17 protein-coding genes and 1 pseudogene are annotated in these 19,676 nt (G+C 63.2%); 9 read left to right on the forward strand and 9 right to left on the reverse strand.

What is annotated here, in order from left to right; translation table 11 throughout:
- The first annotated feature begins 56 nt into the window (after positions 1-56).
- On the forward strand, positions 57-653 hold the full coding sequence (locus CH271_RS18470; protein WP_037189282.1) for a hypothetical protein: 597 nt from the start codon (positions 57-59) through the stop codon (positions 651-653).
- A gap of 55 nt (positions 654-708) precedes the next feature.
- On the opposite strand, the gene pabB is transcribed toward CH271_RS18470, so the two are convergent.
- From pabB to CH271_RS18485, 3 genes are all read right to left on the reverse strand, one after another.
- Positions 709-2,781, reverse strand: coding sequence for an aminodeoxychorismate synthase component I (gene pabB, locus CH271_RS18475; protein WP_094634418.1), 2,073 nt, complete (start codon positions 2,779-2,781; stop codon positions 709-711).
- A gap of 10 nt (positions 2,782-2,791) precedes the next feature.
- Complete coding sequence (locus tag CH271_RS18480; RefSeq protein ID WP_230596206.1) at positions 2,792-3,181, reverse strand: chorismate mutase family protein; 390 nt, start codon at positions 3,179-3,181, stop codon at positions 2,792-2,794.
- A 281-nt stretch (positions 3,182-3,462) separates the two neighbouring features.
- The gene (locus CH271_RS18485; protein WP_027497120.1) at positions 3,463-3,801 is read right to left on the reverse strand and encodes an RNA polymerase-binding protein RbpA; all 339 of its coding nucleotides are present in this window, start codon (positions 3,799-3,801) and stop codon (positions 3,463-3,465) included.
- 192 nt (positions 3,802-3,993) lie between these two features.
- Here CH271_RS18485 and CH271_RS18490 point away from each other — a divergent pair, with 192 nt between their 5' ends.
- From CH271_RS18490 to CH271_RS18500, 3 genes are all read left to right on the forward strand, one after another.
- Complete coding sequence (locus CH271_RS18490) at positions 3,994-4,326, forward strand: hypothetical protein (protein ID WP_094634419.1); 333 nt, start codon at positions 3,994-3,996, stop codon at positions 4,324-4,326.
- Between the two features lie 91 nt (positions 4,327-4,417).
- Positions 4,418-4,873, forward strand: a complete 456-nt coding sequence (locus CH271_RS18495) for a tellurite resistance TerB family protein (protein WP_032398482.1) — start codon at positions 4,418-4,420, stop codon at positions 4,871-4,873.
- A 209-nt stretch (positions 4,874-5,082) separates the two neighbouring features.
- Positions 5,083-6,756 carry a cation:proton antiporter family protein gene (locus tag CH271_RS18500; protein ID WP_256986442.1) on the forward strand — a complete coding sequence of 558 codons (1,674 nt, stop codon included), beginning with the start codon at positions 5,083-5,085 and terminating at the stop codon, positions 6,754-6,756.
- A 60-nt stretch (positions 6,757-6,816) separates the two neighbouring features.
- On the opposite strand, the gene CH271_RS18505 is transcribed toward CH271_RS18500, so the two are convergent.
- The 4 genes from CH271_RS18505 to CH271_RS18520 all read right to left on the reverse strand — a co-directional run bounded on the left by CH271_RS18505 (position 6,817) and on the right by CH271_RS18520 (position 10,880).
- Positions 6,817-7,896, reverse strand: coding sequence for a GGDEF domain-containing protein (locus tag CH271_RS18505; RefSeq protein ID WP_094634420.1), 1,080 nt, complete (start codon positions 7,894-7,896; stop codon positions 6,817-6,819).
- Between the two features lie 513 nt (positions 7,897-8,409).
- The gene (locus tag CH271_RS18510; RefSeq protein WP_094634604.1) at positions 8,410-9,561 is read right to left on the reverse strand and encodes a GNAT family N-acetyltransferase; all 1,152 of its coding nucleotides are present in this window, start codon (positions 9,559-9,561) and stop codon (positions 8,410-8,412) included.
- A 47-nt stretch (positions 9,562-9,608) separates the two neighbouring features.
- Entirely contained in the window at positions 9,609-10,283 is a 675-nt protein-coding gene (locus CH271_RS18515) for a hypothetical protein (RefSeq protein WP_143546068.1), read from the reverse strand.
- A 123-nt stretch (positions 10,284-10,406) separates the two neighbouring features.
- Complete coding sequence (locus tag CH271_RS18520; RefSeq protein WP_094634421.1) at positions 10,407-10,880, reverse strand: hypothetical protein; 474 nt, start codon at positions 10,878-10,880, stop codon at positions 10,407-10,409.
- Between the two features lie 80 nt (positions 10,881-10,960).
- Between CH271_RS18520 and CH271_RS18525 the strand changes: the two genes are divergently transcribed.
- Positions 10,961-11,455 carry a hypothetical protein gene (locus CH271_RS18525; protein ID WP_094634422.1) on the forward strand — a complete coding sequence of 165 codons (495 nt, stop codon included), beginning with the start codon at positions 10,961-10,963 and terminating at the stop codon, positions 11,453-11,455.
- Complete coding sequence (locus CH271_RS18530; protein WP_052047483.1) at positions 11,452-11,841, forward strand: transcriptional regulator; 390 nt, start codon at positions 11,452-11,454, stop codon at positions 11,839-11,841. Before CH271_RS18525 ends, CH271_RS18530 begins: the two co-directional genes overlap by 4 nt.
- 138 nt (positions 11,842-11,979) lie before the next feature.
- On the opposite strand, the pseudogene CH271_RS29600 reads toward CH271_RS18530, so the two are convergent.
- A pseudogene (locus CH271_RS29600) lies at positions 11,980-12,351 on the reverse strand (GNAT family N-acetyltransferase); the annotation flags it as partial.
- An 832-nt stretch (positions 12,352-13,183) separates the two neighbouring features.
- On the opposite strand from CH271_RS29600, the gene CH271_RS18540 reads away from it, so the two are divergent.
- Both CH271_RS18540 and helR read left to right on the forward strand, forming a co-directional pair.
- Positions 13,184-15,379, forward strand: a complete 2,196-nt coding sequence (locus CH271_RS18540; protein ID WP_094634424.1) for a sensor domain-containing protein — start codon at positions 13,184-13,186, stop codon at positions 15,377-15,379.
- A gap of 197 nt (positions 15,380-15,576) precedes the next feature.
- Entirely contained in the window at positions 15,577-17,793 is a 2,217-nt protein-coding gene (gene helR / locus CH271_RS18545) for an RNA polymerase recycling motor ATPase HelR (protein WP_179274671.1), read from the forward strand.
- On the opposite strand, the gene CH271_RS18550 is transcribed toward helR, so the two are convergent.
- Positions 17,754-18,653 (reverse strand): LysR family transcriptional regulator, encoded by a 900-nt coding sequence (locus tag CH271_RS18550; RefSeq protein ID WP_094634426.1) that lies wholly within the window; start codon positions 18,651-18,653, stop codon positions 17,754-17,756. The genes helR and CH271_RS18550 overlap by 40 nt on opposite strands.
- A gap of 72 nt (positions 18,654-18,725) precedes the next feature.
- Here CH271_RS18550 and dapA point away from each other — a divergent pair, with 72 nt between their 5' ends.
- On the forward strand, positions 18,726-19,670 hold the full coding sequence (gene dapA, locus CH271_RS18555) for a 4-hydroxy-tetrahydrodipicolinate synthase (protein ID WP_256986444.1): 945 nt from the start codon (positions 18,726-18,728) through the stop codon (positions 19,668-19,670).
- Positions 19,671-19,676 lie beyond the last annotated feature (6 nt).

The following is a 19,676-nucleotide window of genomic DNA, read 5'->3' on the forward strand; positions in this document are numbered from 1 at the left end:
ATCGGCATTCGACACGAATGCCGTCGAATACGAATCACAACCACCAGGGGACAGAAGTGAAACTGATCAGAACAGCAACGGTAGCGGTGGCGTTGACCGCTGCGGTGGCCACCGGTGCAGGCCATGCTGTGGCAGACCCGTCGTCGGACCCGGTGAACTACGAGACGTCGGTCAACCCCGACGGAACGGTCACCACCGTCCTCGATGCCGGACTGTTCCGGGTCGATGCCACGAGCGAGACCGTGTCCATCATCGACCAGGCCGGCGCCACGGTTGCATCTGTTCCGCTGGAGTACACCATCAACGGCACCGTCTATTCGATCGCACCGCTGATCGGTGCCGAGGGCCGCGAACTGACGTTGACTCCGCAGACGGTTCCCGTCGCCGAGGTCGCAGGTCCGCGGACCAAGCAGCAGGCATTCGACAACATGGTCAATCAGCTCGCCATCGGCTGGAACAACGGCGGCGGTGTCGGCACGGCGATCGGCGCAGGCCTCGGTTTCGCCATCGGCTGTGTGTCGATCTTCCCGAACTTCATCTCCGGGTGCATCATCGGAACCGTCATCGGTACGGTGGCCGGCGCAGTCATCGGCACCAGCAACGGAAACCCGCAGGCCCAGCCTGCTGTGTTCGAATACTTCACCACTCCGTAAGGCAGGACGGCCTCGAGCCGAAGGATCTACGAACAGCGGGTGGAGCGCGTGTGCTCTACCCGCTGTTCGCTGTTCGCCCGGTCAGCGCTCGGCGCATCGATACAGCCTTGACCATCGTCTCCTCGAATTCCTCGTCGGGATCCGACAGTGCCACGATTGCGCCACCCACCCCGTAGGTCACTTCGTGCTCGGTGGCCACGATCGTGCGAATGACGATCGAGAAGTCCGCGGTGCCGGTGATCGAGAAGTAACCGATGGCACCCGAGTACACCCCCCGCGGTCCGTCTTCGAGCTTGTCGATGATCGCCATCGTGCGGATCTTCGGTGCTCCCGTCATCGATCCACCCGGAAACGCAGCACGGATACAGTCCGCCGCGGACGCGTCGTCGCGCAGGCGACCACGAACGGTCGAGACCAACTGGTGCACGGGAGCGTAGGTTTCGACATCGAACAGCTTCGGCACGTGTACCGACCCCGGCACGCACACCTGGGCGAGGTCGTTGCGCACCAGGTCCACGATCATCAGGTTCTCGGCCTTGTCCTTCTCGTTCGCGACGAGGTCCGCCTTGAGTGCGTTGTCGTCCTCCGCTGTGGCCCCGCGGGGACGCGTTCCCTTGATCGGTTTGGACTCGACGATGCGGTCGGCGTCGATGCGCAAGAAGCGTTCCGGAGACGCACTCAACACGGACAGCTCGGGGAACTTCAGCAGCGCACTGTACGGAGTGGGGTTGATCTCGCGCATGTACGAGTAAGTGGCGGTTGCGTCGATGGAACCGGCTACGGTCGCCGTGTTGGTCAAGCAGACCTCGTACGTCTCACCGGAGCGAATCTCGGCAAGACACTGGGAAATCAGATCCAGATAGTGGGCACGGTCGTGGCGCAGTCGGGGCTCGAGCGACCGATCGGCTCCGAGTAGGGGAGTGCCGGTCGCAGGCGCACCCGCACGGTCGACCGAGGTGGCCTTTCGGGACAGGCCACGCAGGGTGTCGGTGACCGAGTCGAACCACTGCGCCAACACAGGATCCCCGGGGGTGGTGGCCAACCCCATCAGATAGAGGGTGCCGGCCTCGTGGTCGAACACCAGCGCGCGATCTGCGAAGACCATCGATGCGTCGGGAGTCGCAGCTGTGTGAACCAGCTGCCCACCGGTGTCCGCCTTGAGTTCGTAACCCAGGTACCCCACGTAGCCGAGCCCGAAAGCAAACGGTAAGTCGTGCCGAGGGGGAGTGGCCCGCTCTCGCAATCGGTCGTCGATGTAGTCGAAGAATGTCGAGTGGATGAGCTCGGTCGTACCGTCGGCACCCTGCACGGTCACCGTCGTCTCGGCAACCGAGTACGTCACGTACTCAGCGTGGGGACCCGAGCAGTCGCCCATGACGGTGAACCTGCAGTCGGGTTCGAGAGCCGCGCTGCCGTCCAGCCAGAAACTCTTCGAGCCGTCCGCGAAGAGGGCTTCGAATACCTGCTCGGAATCGAAAGCCTCGTCGAGCGAACGTGTCTCGATGGTGAACATCGAATCCTGAGTACGCGCAGCACTCGATGCACTCGATTGTGTCAGTGTCAGATCGCGGAAGTTGGCGAGAAGTTCACGGCCGTATTCGGTGCTGATCGACTCGGGATGGAACTGAACTCCCCACATGGGCTTGCTGCGGTGCCGAACTGCCATGACCAGTCCGTCGGGCGTCCATGCGACTTCCTCGAAGTCGGCAGGGGTACGGGTCACGACGAGCGAGTGGTACCGCACAACCGAGTACGGCGACGGAATCCCGGCGAACAGATCCACACCGGTATGAGTGATGTCGGTGATCCTGCCGTGCATCGGCGCCGGCGCGAGATCCACGGTGCCACCGAACAGATGACACAGACCCTGATGCCCGAGGCACACGCCGAGTATCGGTAGACCGGACTCGTTGATCACTCGGGCACTGATCCCGAAGTCCTGCTCCAGATCCGGGCGCCCGGGACCGGGCGAGATCACGACATTGTCGTAGGCATCGAAATCCAGTGACGTCCATTCGACGTCGTTCTTGACCACCGTCGGCGGCCGACCGTTCACCTCGGCCAGAAGGCTGTACAGGTTGTAGGTGAACGAATCGTAATTGTCCACCAGGAGCGTATGGATCGTCATCGGGGTGCTTCTACCGTTCACTGTCGAGGCCGGGCGGCGGAGAATCGATGATCGAATCCTCGACGCGACATGCCTCTGCAATCATCGATCGGTACAGATCTTCGAGAAAGTCGGGAGACAAACCGTTGGCCGATGCGAAGTCTCTCGCTCGCTCGGTCACCAGCCCGACGCGGCCCGGTTGCATCATCGGAATCGCGTGTTCACGTTTTACGTGTGCAACACGTACACACACATCGATGCGATCTCGAATTGCAGCGCGAAGAACTTCGTCGATTCCGTCCAACTCGCGCCTCAACTCCGCAAGCTTTTGCTCGCCGACCGCACGATGACCTTCCGATTCCGCTTCGGAGGCCGCCGTACGCAAAGCGTCGGTCGAGCGCTGATCAGAATCCTGGCTCACGAGTTGTTGCCCCCTGATTTATCGACTCCGGTGCTGCTGTTTATCGGTATTTTCCGACAACCGTTACGGCGACCGTTCACGAATCGTCCACCTGTGTGACAACCGATACTCGATGATGTCACCTCGGACTGTCACGCCGCCACTCGATCGTAATTGGAATCCCTGTTCAGGCGACAATGAATGCAACAAAGCGAACGAAAACATCTAATGGGTTCGAAATATACAAAAAAAACTGCACCGCCGGATTGTTTCCAATCAGGCGGTGCAGTGAGCAACGACAATCATGCGCCGCGGCGCTTCACCTTCAGCAGGTCCAAGCGCTCCTTGAGAAGTTCCTCGAGCTCGTCGACCGAACGACGCTCGAGCAGCATGTCCCAGTGGGTACGGGGAGGCTTGACCTTCTTGGCCTCCGGCGCGGTGCCCTCGATCAGCGACCCTTCCAACCCGTTGCGGCATGCCCACGTTCCGGGGATCTCGGCATCGTCGGCGAACGGTACGTCGAACTCCTCGCCGTTGTCGCACCGGTAGCGCGCAACGCGGCGGGGAGCCAGGTCGTGATCACGGTCGGTCTCGTAGCTGACCGCTCCCAGTCGGCTACCTCGAAGTACACGATCTGCCATGGTGAAGTCCTCTCCATCGATAGTAGGTACGTGCGTCGAAGCCATCCGTCGACATCGAACTACACCGTCTACCCACTGATCTACAACGTCGCCGCGCGCCGGTTCGTTCCCGGGCCGATGAGCCCCGGTGCGGTCCCATCGGCGCAGCTTATCGAGCGATCTTACCTCGCGACCGCAGTAGGCTGAACGACCATGTCCGCCAGAACCCGCCGCGACCAGACCTGCGCCTGGTGTGGGCGCCCGGTCGCCGACACCGGAACCGGCCGCAAGCGGCGGTACTGCCGTCAATCGTGCCGTCAACGCGCCTACGAGCAGCGCAGCGCAATCAAAGGAACGTCGATTCCCGACGACGCCGTCGTGCTGACCGCCGAGGAGGTGTCGGCGGCGGCCGACCGAGCGTTCGAGGTTCGGTGTGCCGCCGAGGATGTCGGCACGGCGGTGGCGGAAGGGGCCGACGCCGCGGAACTGCACCGACTGTGTGCCGAACTGTTGGCCAAGGCGCAGGACGCAGAGCGGCTGCGCTGAACTGCGGTTCCTGTCTCGTTCACCGACTCCGTGGACAATGGTCGTACCGTCCGTGCGACTGCGCGGACGGTACGACCTAGTGAGGAGCTCCATGGCGTTCTGGGATCAACTCAAGTCCAAGGCACAGGAATTGAACGGCCAGCTGCAGACCAAGACCAGCCAGTTCAAGAACAAGGAATTCGCCAACGGCAGCATGGCCATGTGTGCCCTGATCGCGGCGGCGGACGGCACCATCGATCCTGCCGAGCGCCAGAAAACGGCATCCCTGATCGCCGGCAACGAGGCCCTGCGGGTGTTCGAGCCCGACGAGCTTCGACAGAAGTTCGACTGGTACTGCGACAAGCTGCAAGGAGACTTCGACTTCGGGAAGGTCGAGGCGACAGCGACGATCGGCAAGTTGAAGTCGAAGCCCGACCAGGCACGAGCCGTCATCCAGATCGGCATCATCATCGGCGGCGCGGACGGCCATTTCGACGATCACGAGAAGGCTGCCGTACGCAATGCGTGCTTCGCAGTCGGAATCGATCCGGCCGAGTTCGAGCTCTGAGACCTTCCGCACTGAGGGACCGGTAGCTCGATCGTGCTCACGGCGATCGACGAAGTCGAATGACGACTTCGTCGATCGCCGTTCTCGTCGGTACTCGTGCGCTGTGAAATACCCGCAATGCCGGGATACTGGGGGCACTCCGACGGCATGTGCCGATGTCGTCGACCCGTTGGAGATCCGGTTGCAGCCCACCAGCAAAGGGACCGTGCATGACAATTGCCGCGATCTACCTCGTCATCGCCTTCGGTTTGGGCGGACTTGCCATGGTGGTACGGCTACCTCCTCTGGTCGGGTTTCTCGCTGCCGGTTTCGTCATCAATGCGCTCGATGTCGGTGAGGTGCCCCAGCTCGAGCTCCTCGCCGATCTGGGCGTGACGCTGCTGTTGTTCGCTATCGGCCTCAAGCTCGACGTTCGTATTCTTCTGCGCCGGGAGGTGTGGCTGACGACCTCGGTGCATCTGGTGGCGAGCATCGTGGTCGGTACCACCGTGCTGTGGCTCGCCGCCGTCGCCGGATTGGCCATGTTGTCCGGCCAGAGCCTGACGACGATAGCGTTGCTCGCCTTTGCGATGTCGTTCTCGAGCACAGTGTTCGTGGTCAAAGTTCTCGAAGAGCGAGGGGAGTCGCACGCCCTCTACGGGCGCGTGGCGATCGGTGTCCTGGTCATGCAGGACATCGTTGCCGTGGTTTTCCTCACGATCACCAGCGGTTCACTACCGAGCCCATGGGCGGTGACGCTCGTACTGCTGTGGCCGGTGACGCGGATCCTTCGGAGAATATGGAGCGGACTGGGCCACGGCGAGATGCAATCGCTGTTCGGCATCGTGATGGCGCTGGTCCCGGGTTACGCATTGTTCTCCGCCCTCGGACTCAAAGGGGACCTGGGCGCGCTGGTCATCGGTGTGTTGCTGGCATCGCATCCGGCCTCGTCCGAACTGTCACGATCGCTGTTCCACATCAAGGAACTGCTCCTGGTCGGCTTCTTCGTCTCGATCGGTCTGTCCGGGTTGCCGGACCTACCCAGTCTTGGCGTCGCCCTGCTCATGGTGCTCCTGCTGCCACTCAAATCCGTCCTGTACCTGGGCTTGTTCGCCATGATGAAGTTGCGATATCGGACCGCGCTCCTCGCCGGACTGAGCCTGATGAACTACTCCGAGTTCGGTCTGATCGTCGTTTCGGTAGGTGTGACGACCGGCCTCCTCGCACCGGCATGGCTGGTCGAAATGTCGATCGCCGTAGCTCTGAGTTTTGTCGCGTCGGCTCTGGTGAACGGCCGTGGGCACCTGATGGTCGAGAAGATAGCGACACGTCTGCCCGAGCAGGACGAGCAGAGCCTGCATCCCGAGGAGCGATCCGGCGACGCCGGCGACGCCGAGGTCGTCGTGATCGGCATGGGTCGTGTCGGATTCGCGGCCTATCAGCGACTCACCGATCACTACCGTCTCGATGTGGTGGGAGTCGACTACGACGGGCCTCGTATTCGCCGCCTCGCCGATCAAGGACTGCGAGTCATCGAGGGGGACGCAACCGATCTCGATTTCTGGAATCAACTGCGGCATTCCGAGTCGGTCCGCATTGCCGTGCTCGCGATGCCACGTCACGGTGCCAACGTCACAGCACTCGCCTGTCTGCGCGAATCAGGATTCAGTGGAACGGTCGCAGCCGTGGCTCGCTACGACGACGAAGTGCAGTGGGCCAAGGAGCACGGCGTGGACATCGCGTTCAACGTCTACGCAGGTGCGGGATTGGAGTTGGCGGATCAGGTGGGTGCTACGTCCCCCGATCCCGTCGGCGACGAATTCGACCCCGCTGTCGGAACGCCCGAGAACAAGAAGTTTCCCAGATCTACAACCGAACCGGTACCTCTCGAGGAGCGTCCGTGACCGACGCGCGTGACCACCCAACGCCGAGTGGAACGCGAAGGCCGGGGGAGAGACACCTGCTCACGCCGGCCAGCGACTGCGTTTCGCGCGATACATCTCCGAGTCCGCGATGCGCAGTACGTCGTGCGCAGACTGCCGAACATCGCTGTCCGCGTCGATGTGTACGGCCGCCGACCCGACGCTGACGGTGAGTCCGGACAACATCCGGGCCTGTGTCAGGCTCGCTACGAGGTCATCGGTTCGAACAGCGAGGTCGGCACGCCGACCGACGGCGATGCATGCGAACTCGTCACCGCCCAATCGTGCAACGATCCAGCGGTTTGCGGCCAACGCTCGCAGATGCTGGGCAACGTCGACCAAGACAGCGTCGCCGGTGTGGTGTCCGTAGTTGTCGTTGACACGCTTCATCCCGTCGACGTCGGCGGCGACGGCGCATATCACCCTGGGTTCGACATCCGACGTCGCCATCGCGGTGGCAGCAACCGCAGAGAACAGCCCGCGACGGTTGTGTAGACCGGTCAACGGATCGACCAGCGATTCTCTTGCACGAGAACGGAGTTCGCTCACGTACACCACCAAGACCAGCGGAGAGGCGAATATCAACAACATGGTCAAGCTGTGTGCGGCGACGACCCAGCCGCTGGCGATGTCGGCCTGGATTGTGCGTACGGCCACGACGGACAGAATGGCCGTAGCGAAAAGCATATGTATGGCGCAGGGGAGTGGCGGCACCGCTATTACGGCCAGCATCGTGACTACAGCGAACAAGACCGTTCCGCCCATTGCCGTCAACGCCGTGTCTTTCATCACCAGACTGACCGCGATGGATATATCCGAATACACGATGAACGCGCTCAGCAGACGCCGGCCGGGCCATCTGCCGAACACCCAACGCAGCGCGACCGGAAACGCGGTCAGACTGATGGCGACCACCGCATACACTCGCCAACCGCTGTACTCCTCGGACGGTGCGCTGAGCAATCCGATGAGCCCGATCGAGAACGTGCCCAAGCCGACGATCAATCGAATGAGGCGAGTTCGAGTCGCGTCCAGATCCAACAACTCCGACACCGACGTGTCCTCGCGTGGGCGTGACGCATTTCGACCCGAGGCCGAGCTGAACGGACGAACGGCAAACATCGAGTGACCTTCGGCTGGTTTTTGCCCCGAGCAACAATTCCTCGGAGCGTAACAGGAACGGGTGATTCGACCAGTCGATCGGCCAGTACTGACCACAACGACTGTTTGTGCCTCGAGCGATTATCGCCGATGTCAGGTGGCAACGAATGGCAGTTCCCGCTCCATCACATCGAATCGTCACTGTGACGATTCGATGTGATGGAGCTGGACCGGAAGTCGACCCCAGGAGGCGACCAGAAAAGGGCCGCCCGGGTTACGTCGATACCGAGCATTCCATCGATTCGCGGCGAGCAGCCGCCTGCTGGGCAACTCCACGGATGACCGCCGGAGGCCACTCGAGAAAGCGGATTGCCGATGGACAGGCGACAAGGACCTACCCGGAATGTATCAGCGCACGCGAGATGACCTGCCGACCATCGACACGGCCTCCGAGCTGCGGCCATGTTTTGCCGATAATCAGCATTATGTCAAGTAAACGGGATATGTCGATTTCAGATGCTGCCCCACGACGGCTCAGACCGATCGCAGGAAACAACGAGCTGACTCGAGCCGATCGGCGTCGTAGTCATCCCATTTCGCCGCAGGGACATCCTGACGCCCGACCTCGACGAAACTGCGCTTGGCGAAGAACTCCGCGGCTTCACTGCTGACGGTGACCGCGAAGAGATTCGCGATACCCCTCGTGCGGCAGACCTCCAACAGTCCGTCCATCAGCAGGCCACCCGCTCCCAGTCCGGAGAATTCGGCGACTGTGATCAAACCCGACACTTCGCCGAATCCCGTTCCGGCGTAACGGTCCACCTCGAGTCCGACGATACCGGCGAGGTGCCCGGTGCGCAGCACTCGCGCACCGAGCCCTCCGACAGCCATCCTGGCAATCTCGATCCGACTGCGTTGCTTGAGAACCCCTTCTCGCACTCCCTGTGCGACCAATGCCTCGATTGCCGGGAAATCGTCCACTTGTAGCGAGGCCAGATGAAGGTAGCGCCCTTGGGTCAGGACGGTCCCCCGACCGTCGAATGTGAACAGCTCGAATTCGAGATCCTCGGCGCGGCAGAGGTTTACGCTGTATGCACCGCCTGCAAGTGCTGCCTCGGCCGCGGGCGGGAAATCGTCGAGCCCACGCTCGGACAGGTGTGCGACCAGACGCTCGCGGTGCAGGTCGATGTCGGCGAAGCTTCGACGAGGATTGCCCCAACCCCCGCCCGGATCGGTCAGGACCATCTTCGACGCGCGCACGCTCGCAGACACGGTGCCGGCAGTGCGCGCGACAGCGGCCGCCTCCGCCCCGATCACGACGTACTCCGAGTCCGCGATGGCCAGCCACAGACGGGCGACGGACTCGTCGTCCCAGACAGTCGCACCGGCCAAGGCCACACCACCGACTGCAGCGGTGACTTCCGAAACGTAGTCGACCGAAACCACAAAAATGAACCGCGTATCGCCAGTGCCGAACTCCCCGACGGTTCGTTCCACTGCGTCCAGCGCTGCGCTGCTCAGCACGGGAAGGGCGATCACGATCGTGACCCCGCGGAACTCCTCGATGAAGAAATCGCGCTCGGAAACAGGAACCCCGCTGGACGTCGTTTCGATCGTCGCCTCGCGCGGGACCGCTGCCCGCGGCCGCAATTTACGTGGGTTGGCGCGCAGATCGTAGTTCGTCATGATGGGTCCCAGTGTGGACTGTCGGCCCACACCCCGCAACGTCCGAATCAGTAGGTGTAGTTGATATCTCGGGAGAACGTGAATCCGCCCATAGGTGCGGTGCAGGCGACGATGTCGTCGGCCCCGGATCGGCATACCACGCCCTCGACCGACAGCACCTGGCCGAACTCGAGCACCGGTGCGTTCGCATCCACATAGATGCCCTGCGTAGTGCACATGCTTTCCGAACCTGCGGCGGTCACGCGAACAGCGACCTTGTCGTTCTCGGCATTCGAGCATTGCGGTCCTTCGAAGGGATTCCTGCCGTCCGCGGCCTGACATCCCACTCGCCCCTCGGGACCGTCGGCATCCCAGATGCCGCAGGAGATGTTGCCCGTCGGCGAAATGAAGTTGTATTTATCACTCCCCGTCCGGAACATCACGGGATCGACGTTGCCTGGTTCGTCTCCCGACGGCTGCAAGATCGCACCGCCACCACCCGGCACCAGGTCCGCTGCTTCCTCCGGGGTTCGCATCGGCGGAACGACTACCGATTCCTGTGGGGATTCGGCCTCGAGCTGAGTCGGCGGCTCGGCCACAACCGACGACGGGGTGGTCGTCCCTGCGGGCGTAGCCGTCGTATCCGGCGTGGCGCTGGTGTCCGAATCGCCACTTGCACAACCACCTAGGGCCAACCCGCACACAGTCGCGACCAGAACAACGGACTTCCGAGCAATTCCCACGTTTCCTCTTTCCTCTTTCCTCTTTCGAGTCGATACCAAGACGTCGTGGTGTCGGCGCACGCGTGGTCAGTGAACCGACACCAGAGTTCCCCGCCTGCCGGAAGCCGGTTCGATCGACATCATTCAGCGGGCCGGCACTTCGAAGGTGGGATTCGGTGCATGCGCGGCACTCGTTCTGAAGGTAACCGTGAGCGGCCCCTCCCCTGTCTCGATGTCCAGGTAAGGGTTTGCCACATTGGGGCCCATGAACCGCCAGCTCGCCACCCGCTGCTCGGCGGTTCCGCTGAGGCCGGTGTCGTGGTTACGCCAATCCGCATAGATGCTCAGATAGCACTCGTAGTCGGCTGATCCAGCCCATGCCGGGCTGTACAGGTGGGTGGTGAAATTCGCACGAATCTCGTTGGGCGCGTAGCCGCTCTGGACATTCACATCGACGGTGCCGCCGAAACATTGGGGAACCTCGGCGAGCGTATGGATCCGTTGTTGCGGCGAGAAGTACCTCTCCTGGGCACCGGCTTGTGCGGCGCTGGTTCCGATCACGGCTGCGAGCGCGCTGGCGAGGACGAGTGAACGAGTGACGACCGGGTGCTTCTTCATGACCCTCCATGGATGTGCGCTGTGTACTTTCAGGATTCAACGTAACACTTGCCTATGCGGAAAGTGTTAGAGTTGCCAATATGGAAAGCCATCAGTCACCGGACAACGCACGCGATCTGCTGGGTGCACTTCACGCCGATCGCGTCTCTCTCGCAGATCGTCTCGCCGCACCGTTCTGGTTCTACCCGGCCTTCGCCGCATTGACCGCCTTGTACGTAGGCACACCGGCGTTGCCGGACGGCAACGTGAGTGCGGCATTCGCCGCCGTCCCGGTTGCGGCAGCAGCAACGTTGGCTCTGCTCTACCCCCGCATATCCGGGGTGCGGCCGGCGGCAGTGGGCCTGATGGGATGGTCTGTTCTCGTGGGACTCCTGGTCGGCGTGCTCGGTTTGTTGAGCATGTCCTATGGCGTGGTGGCGTCTCTGTCTGCGTGGTGGGTGCTTCTGCCGCAGGCCGTGTGCTTCGCCATCGTGCTGTTCGGGGGCCGTCTGTTCGACAGCGTGTACCGAACCCATCTACACGCCGGAGGCATCCGGCAACTCACAGGTCGCCGGACCAGGAGTAGCTGGTCGTGACCGAATCTCCCGGCGCCGGCCCGAGATTCGACGCCGTCATCCATGCTCCGATCCGTTTGCGCGTCTGCGGAATTCTGCGCCGAACCGACGAGATCGACTTCGCGGTCATACGCGACACACTCGAGATCAGCGACGCGTCGCTGTCGAAACACCTCAAAGCACTCTCCGACGCGGGCTATGTCTCGATGAAGAAAACTGCGTCGCTGTCACGTTCGGACTCACGGAGATTGACCTGGGTGAAGCTGACAAGCGCCGGACGGGAAGCGTTCGACTCCCATATCGCCGAACTCCATGTCATCGCCCACGGCCACCCGGAACCAACGCCGTCGCGACCACCCCTCGTGACGTGGAGTCCGACCTTCGGTGCCACACCCGAATTGGGCTGAACTGCATGTCACCGGGCGATATTTTCGCCACCCAGCATCCCGAACCAGCCGCCGCTCCACTCGCCCTGATGCGCTGTCCACCTGTGTGACATCGGTTCCGATCCACCCTGCACTCTCGTACACGCGAATTGCGCGGTCGTTGTCATCGATCACCCATAGTTCCAGAGTCGCGCAATCGACAGTGCGCGCATGAGTCTCGACGCTGCGCAACAACTGCGTGGCAATTCCTTCGCCCCACATCGCCGGATCCACAGCCAGGTAGAAGATCTCCAAGATACGACCGCGCGGGGCAAAGAGGACGAAACCGACTGTCCGAAAATCCGTTTCGGCGACCAGAATTGCCGCACCGGCGACGTCGAGTCTGCGTCTGATCCCCGCGACTGCCGATGACAGGTTGCACGGTGTCCGGCGCCTATCGCGAACGGCCGTCGAGCTCGTCCAGATCGATGCCACCGCGTGCAAGTCGTCGAGATCTCCGGCAACGATGACGGGCCTACCGGAACGATTCATGCGGCCGGCACGATCGTGTCGATTCTCGAGCGCTCGCACACCGCCATCAGCTCACCGTAGCTGCCCGAGGATGGAGTCGACGCGATGTCCTGCCCCCCCCCCCCGAGCCCATCGATCCCACCGTCCGAGCGTCCCGGCTGCGGGCTTGGTCGTTCACCCTCACGCACGGGCAGTTCCTACCCAAATGTGTTGTAGTGCTCGCTGAATCGACCTTTCCGTTCGACGCTTTCGCCTACCCACATCAGTCGACAGCCATGTTCCGACCACGCCCGACTGGGCCGACATGCGGGCCTCGGAGACGTCACCGACATGATTCGCCGCGTGGGGTCGGCAGCACGACGACGGAATCGACCTCCACGCCCCCGCGCTGTGCGCTCTCATCGAGAAACTCGCCGAATCATGAACAGCTACAACCACTCCGGGTCCGACATCACACATCGATTCCTCGGTCGCGTTCGCGTCGAGGATCGGCCGGCGGTGTGGTGACCGTTCCGACGTCCAACAGCTCCGAGGAAACGACTCGACGACCGCGCCGTCCACCAGGTTCGCAGCGCTGACGAACCCGGCCGATGCGCCGACACCGAAGGGTGCGGTGGTCCCATCGAGCATGATCGCCCGGCCTACGGCAGCTCCTGACCGCTACATTCGGCCGGTCGAGGTGACGATGGCGGGCGATGTGGCACACTTCGTCGCTCGACATCCCCTCCACGCACGACAACAGGCAGACCAGGGCTGTTACCCGGCGGGTACTATTCGGGCACAAGGACCGCGAACGCCGAATAACATGGGCCCGGTGCCGCTCGTATCCCGAGTGAAACGGATCGGAGGGCCGATGTTCGATCTCCCGGACGATCCGGTGAGTCTTCGATCCTTCCTGGAACGTTCTCCGGACTTCGTTGCACTGTCCGACGTCACGGGAAAGATCCTGTACATCAATCCGGCAGGTTCGGAACTGATCGGCGTCGACGACGTGGCAGATATCGGCCAAGTCTCCGCCTTGGATCTGCTGACTTCCGACGGACTCGATCTGACCGACGACATCGCCGCCGGTCTGCTCTCCGAGGGCAAGTGGGAGGGCTACTGCGAGCTGCGTCATCAGGTGACCGGTACCGGCATGCCGGTCGTGGTCTCTTCCTATGTGATCAGTCGCGCCGATGGTGGCCCCGACGTGGTCGCATCCACCATTCGGCACCGACACACGGTGGAGCAGCGCAGTGCCAGGATGGCGGCCGACGCAGTCATTGCCGGTCGTCACGCGCTCGAGCAGAAGGCTCTCGCCGATCTGAGTCGATTCGCCGTCGTCGCCGAGCTACCCAGATTGCTCACTGCAGCAACCGACACCGCCGCCACCCTGATCGGCGTGGGAAACTCCGCCATCGCCCATCTCGAGCACCCGACCGACCCGTACCTGACCATGGACGCCGCCAGCGGTGCACTCGGCATGCGTCAGGACATTCCGTCCGGGGACGGTTCTCTGGTGGGATTCGTCCTGACTCTCTCGGAGCCTGTCGTGTGCAGCGACAGCCACGCCGAGAAGCGTTTTCGCACCGACACGATGATCTCACTCGGCCTCCGCAGCGGCGTCGGAGTTCCCATCCTCACCGCCGCCGGAAGAGCATGGGGAGTTCTCTCCATCCACAGCGTCGAGGCCCGTCTCTACCGCGACGAAGAAGTATCGTTTCTCAGCTCGGTGGCCGGCATCGTATCCGCGGCGATTCGACGCATCGATCTCGAGCTCCAGCTGCGACGACGTAGTACACACGACGCCCTGACCGGTCTGCCCAACCGTACCCTCGCATACGAGGTCATCGAATCGGCGTTGGACCGCGCGAGACAACAGTCCGGCACCGTAGCACTGCTTCTGCTCGACATCGACGACTTCAAGATCATCAACGACAGCCTCGGACACGACGCCGGAGACAGGGCGTTGGTCAAATTCGTCGAACGGCTCGCTTCGGCGATCCGAGACGCCGACACCATCGCACGCCTGGGCGGGGACGAATTCTTGATCGTCTGCGAAGGTGTGGACAGCGTTGCTCATGCGGAGGAGCTCGCACGTCACATCTCGAGTTCCATCGCCGTTCCCTTCTCCGCCGAGGACGTGCCCATCCCTCTGAGCGCCAGCATCGGTATTGCGGTGTCCGAACCGAATTCGACTCGGCACGAGCTGATCCACCGCGCCGACTTGGCCATGTACCGCGCGAAGGACAGTGGGACCGGCGGGCATGCGGTGTTCGATCCCACCGATCTCTACGACGCCGATCGCATCAGGTCACTGTCGATCGATCTGCGAACGGCGCTGCGCGCCGACGAACTCACTCTCGCCTATCAACCGTTGGTGGACATCGCCACACGGAAAATCGTTGCCGTCGAGGCACTCGCCCGCTGGAATCACCGAGAACTCGGACCCATCGAACCGAGCGAATTCGTCGGCGTCGCTGAAAGAACAGGTCTTGCAACACCATTGGGCGCATGGGCGCTGCGTACCGCATGCACGGCCGCAGCGCGGTGGAGAACGTTCTCCGACATCGTGGTTCGCGTCAACGTCAGCGCGCTTCAACTCCGCGATCCCGACTTTCCCACCCAGGTCGCTTCCGTGCTGGCAGAAACGGGACTGCCGGCCTTCGCGCTCGGACTCGAGGTCACCGAAACCGTGTGGGTCGCGGACACCGAGCGGGTCGCCGATACCGTCTCTGCCCTGCACGCCATGGGTGTGGCACTCCTGCTCGACGATATGGGTAAAGGCCACAGCTCCATGTCGTATCTCGACCGCTACCCGATGTTCGAGTGCTTCAAGATCGACAAGTCGTACATTGCCCGGCTGCCGTCCCCTCGGGCTCGCGCGATCGTCTCGGCCATCGTGTCGCTCGCCCGCGCATTCGACGTCACCGTGGTCGGCGAGGGCGTCGAAACCGAGGAGCAACTCGAAGCACTGGCCGCCACCGGCTGCGATTTCGCGCAGGGGTACCTCTTGGGTCGGCCGGTCGGTGCCGGTGCCATCGCTGATCTACTTCTCGGCGATCGATGAATTTCGATCAAATGGACACACTCGCCGGTCGAGTACACGGACCCGTAGCCTGATCCCGACTTCGAATCACTTGATGCACCGCCGGTTTCGTCGGCATCGAGGTTTGGGGACGGGACCGAAAGCGACTGTCCCCTCTTTCCCCTTTCAATGTATAGCGCACCCCGGGGCTTGCGGCAAGACCCCGTGCAGGGCTCAGAATGGCTCGCTGCAGCCACGTAGCAATCGATCGGAGTCCTGTGAAACAAGTACACCCGAGTGTTTTCGACCTACCCGACAATCTCGCACACAAGGGCGACCCAGCATCGATCGGCCCTGACGAGCAACACTTTTCAGCAGTCCAGTCGAGTATCGAGAAGTCTCGTCTCGATACGGCGGCGCGGCTGGAGACCGCGCAGAAGTCGTCGGGCCGAATGGGCCGGGAGGTGATGGAACGGGACTTCGAGATACATCGCTTGGGCGGCCGTCTCCGTTCACTCCGTCGATACGGTGTCGATCTGTGCCTGGGTCGCATCGTGACCATCGACACGGATGAGCCGGTGTACATCGGACGACTCGGACTGCTGGGAACCGAGGGCGATCAACTCCTCGTCGACTGGCGCTCCCCCGCAGCCGAACCCTTCTTCGGTGCTACTCACGCCAATCCCATGGGGCTGCGAAGCCGTCGTCGATATCGGTGGACGAACGGCACCATCTCCGACTACTGGGACGAGGTGTTCGACCTGACCGGACCGATCACCGAAACTGCACTGGACGATCAGTCCGCCTTCATCGCCAGTCTGGGTTCGGCACGTTCACCGCGAATGCGTGACGTGCTCGGCACCGTTCAAGCAGATCAGGACGCGATCATTCGTGCGGACTCCCACGGCGCGCTGGTCGTGGACGGTGGTCCTGGAACCGGGAAAACCGTTGTCGCTCTGCATCGCACCGCGTATCTGCTGTACACGCAGTCGCGTCTAGGACACAGTCGCGGCGGCGTGCTCGTCGTCGGCCCACACGAGCCGTACCTCTCCTACGTCTCCGACGTCCTACCGAGTCTGGGCGAGGACGGTGTGCAGACCTGCACCCTCCGGGATCTCGTCGCCGAGGGATCGAACGCGACCGAGGAAGCAGATCCTGTTGTGGCGCAACTGAAAGCGACCGCGAACATGACAGTGGCGATCGAGGCGGCCGTTGCGTTCTACGAGCAGCCGCCGACTCGGACCATGATCGTGGAGACCGAATGGGCCGATCTGACATTGACTGCGGCCGATTGGGCCGAGGCGTTCGAGGCACCTGATCCCGGCACTCCGCACAACGAGGCTCGTGAACAGGTCTGGGACCTACTGCTCACGATTCTGACGGACCGCCACGACGGCGGCGAGACCCCGAAAGACATACGAAAGTCTCTGCAGAACAACAATTCTCTACGTGCAGAGCTGGAACGATCCTGGACGATCATCGACGCTGCCGACCTCGTCTCAGACCTGTGGAGCGTGCCGGCGTACCTTCGCTCGTGCGCACCCTGGCTAGGCACCGAGGACGTCCGCGCGCTCCAACGCCCCGATCCGACCCGATGGACGGAGTCCGATCTGCCGCTGCTCGACGCCGCTCGGATGCGGCTGGGAGATCCCGAGCATGCGCGCCGCACTCGGCGTCGGGAGATAGCCGCAACTGCGGAGCGCGTGCGGATGGACCGAGTCGTCGACGAACTCATGGCCGCCGACGACGACGAGATGATGGCCGCGCAGTTGCGGCAGGACGGGATTCGCGATGCGCTCGTCGATTCGGCGGGCTTCGAGGAGATCCCGTCGGATCCCTTGGTGGGGCCGTTCGCACACGTCGTCGTCGACGAGGCGCAGGAGTTGACCGACGCGCAGTGGCAGATGGTCCTGCGCCGGTGCCCGTCGGGCAGCATCACCATCGTCGGCGATCGCGCGCAAGCGCGGCTGGGATTCGCCGAGTCCTGGCGCGAACGGCTTGCACGTGTGGGACTCGACCGGGTGGAGATCTCCACTCTCGGCGTCAATTACCGCACCCCGCTGGAAGTGATGACCGAGGCCGAGCCGGTGATCCGCGCGGCGCTGCCGGACGCCAATGTTCCGGTCTCCATCCGCAGCACCGGTGTGCCCGTTGAGTACGGTGACGCGGCAGATCTGTTGTCGATCCTCGATCGCTGGCTGGAGTCGAACGTCGACGGAATCGCCTGCGTCATCGGTGATCCCACGTTTGCTCCGTCGGGTCGCATCCGCTCGCTGACACCGCAGTCGACGAAGGGACTCGAATTCGATCTGGTCGTCCTGATCGACCCGGATTCGTTCGGATCAGGAATCGCCGGTGCCGTCGACAAGTATGTGGCGATGACGCGAGCGACCGGTCATCTGGTCGTCCTGACCACTCATCGCGAGGCCGCATCGAGGACGTCGAGCACGGCATGAATTGCCGGGCTGGCGTCGGCGCTGCGCCGCCACGCGGCCTCCACCTCACGAACGGGAGCTCGCTCGAGCGGTACCGCGACGAGATCGGCACCGAGCAACGGACGCGCGAGGCGAGGCACGAGAGCGAGGACATCGTCCGCTTCGACCAACGCGAGTTGCGTGGAGAAGTCGTCCACGAGATGGCGAACGTCGACCTCGGCGGACGTCTCGGCGAACAGCCGCCGAAACCACTGGTGGCACACCGTTCCGGCCGGGCTCGTCACCCACGGGTACCGAGCGAGTTCGGCAGGGGTCAACGCGATGTCGGGTCGGGCGAGGGGGTGGGTTCGCTTCATGATCACGTCGCCGAAATCCGTGTGAATCCGTTGCCGAACGACCGAGGGCGGAGCGGGCGCGGATACTCCGTCTGCGTCGTGCACGAGCGCCAGGTCTGCAGTCCCGGCAGACACGCTGTGCAGTGCGCGGTCGGGATCCTCCTCGCTGATGTGCACCGTCAGGTCGGGATACCGTCGATTCAGCTCGATCAGCGCGGGTGCCAGCAAACCACGAACCGCGGTCGAGAAGCCGACCAACCGAACGACACCACGTGCCACGCCCTCGTCTGCGGATCGAGCCGCCTCGACACACCGCTCGAGAGCGTCGAACACCTCCCCCGCCGACTCGACCACCGCCCGACCTGAGGGGGTGAGCACGACTCCCCGACCGGCCTGGGCCAGTACCGGGGTGCCGATCTGCCGTTCGAGTCGTTTGATCTGCTGGGAGATCGCCGAGGAGGTGTAGCCGAGCTCGTCGGCGGCGCGCGCGAGGGTGCCCAGAGCTGCCACAGCGCGCAGGGCGTGCAGGGCACTCATGTCGATCATGAAGCAACAGTACGCAGTATTGCGGAAAATACCTCGCTGGACCTTATGTATCGAGCGGTCCACACTCGAACCATGACCACCACTCCGTCGCCGGCCTCGACGATCTTCGGCACGAACCTCGTCGCTGTGGCAACCCCCATGCACCCCGATGGATCGGTCGACAGGTCCGGCGTCGATGCCCTTCTCGCGCACCTGTCGGCGACACGATGCGACGGCGTCGTCATCGCCGGGACAACCGGTGAAGCACCGACCCTGGCAGTCCACGAGATCTCTCGGCTGATCGCCCGCGCCCGCAGGCATCGCGATCACGCTCTTCGAGTGATCGCGGGAATAGGCACCAACGACACCTCCGCGGGGATCGAGATGGCGCGGTCCGCGGCCGCAGCCGGCGCCGACGCACTGTTGATCACCGCTCCCTACTATTCGCGCCCCACTCAGGCCGGCATCGTGGAGCACATCGTCGCCATCGCCGAGGCAGGTGGGCTGCCCGCCATGGTGTACGACGTCCCGGCGCGCACAGGTGTGGCCGTCGAGGCACCGACGCTCGTCGAGCTCTCCCGCCACCCCCTCATCGGTGCGGTCAAGGACGCGAAGGGAGATCTGTACGAGGCCATGACCGTCATGTCCTCGACGGACCTCGCCTACTACTGCGGAATCGACGAACTCGCGCTCCCCTACCTCGCCTCCGGTGCAACAGGATTGGTCAGCGTCACCGGCAACGTGGTGGCCGACCGCTACGCCGAGCTGATCGCGGCAGTCCGAACCGGCAACCTCGACAGGGCGAACTCGGTACAGCGATCGCTCCTGCCGTTGACCGACGCCGTCATGCGCACGACGCAGGGAGCCATCATGGCCAAGGCCGCGCTCGTCAGGATCGGGGTCATCTCCGACGCGACCGTGCGACGCCCACTCCTCGAGTCCTCGGCGGCCGACCTGAGACGACTCGACGCCGCGCTGTCCGCCACCGGAATCGATCAGGAATCGAGAAGCGTGCAGGTTCCGGTACGACTAGCCTGACTGCTC

Origin of the sequence: Rhodococcus sp. 05-340-2 (assembly GCF_002258915.1) — a bacterium.
Lineage (GTDB): Bacteria > Actinomycetota > Actinomycetes > Mycobacteriales > Mycobacteriaceae > Rhodococcoides.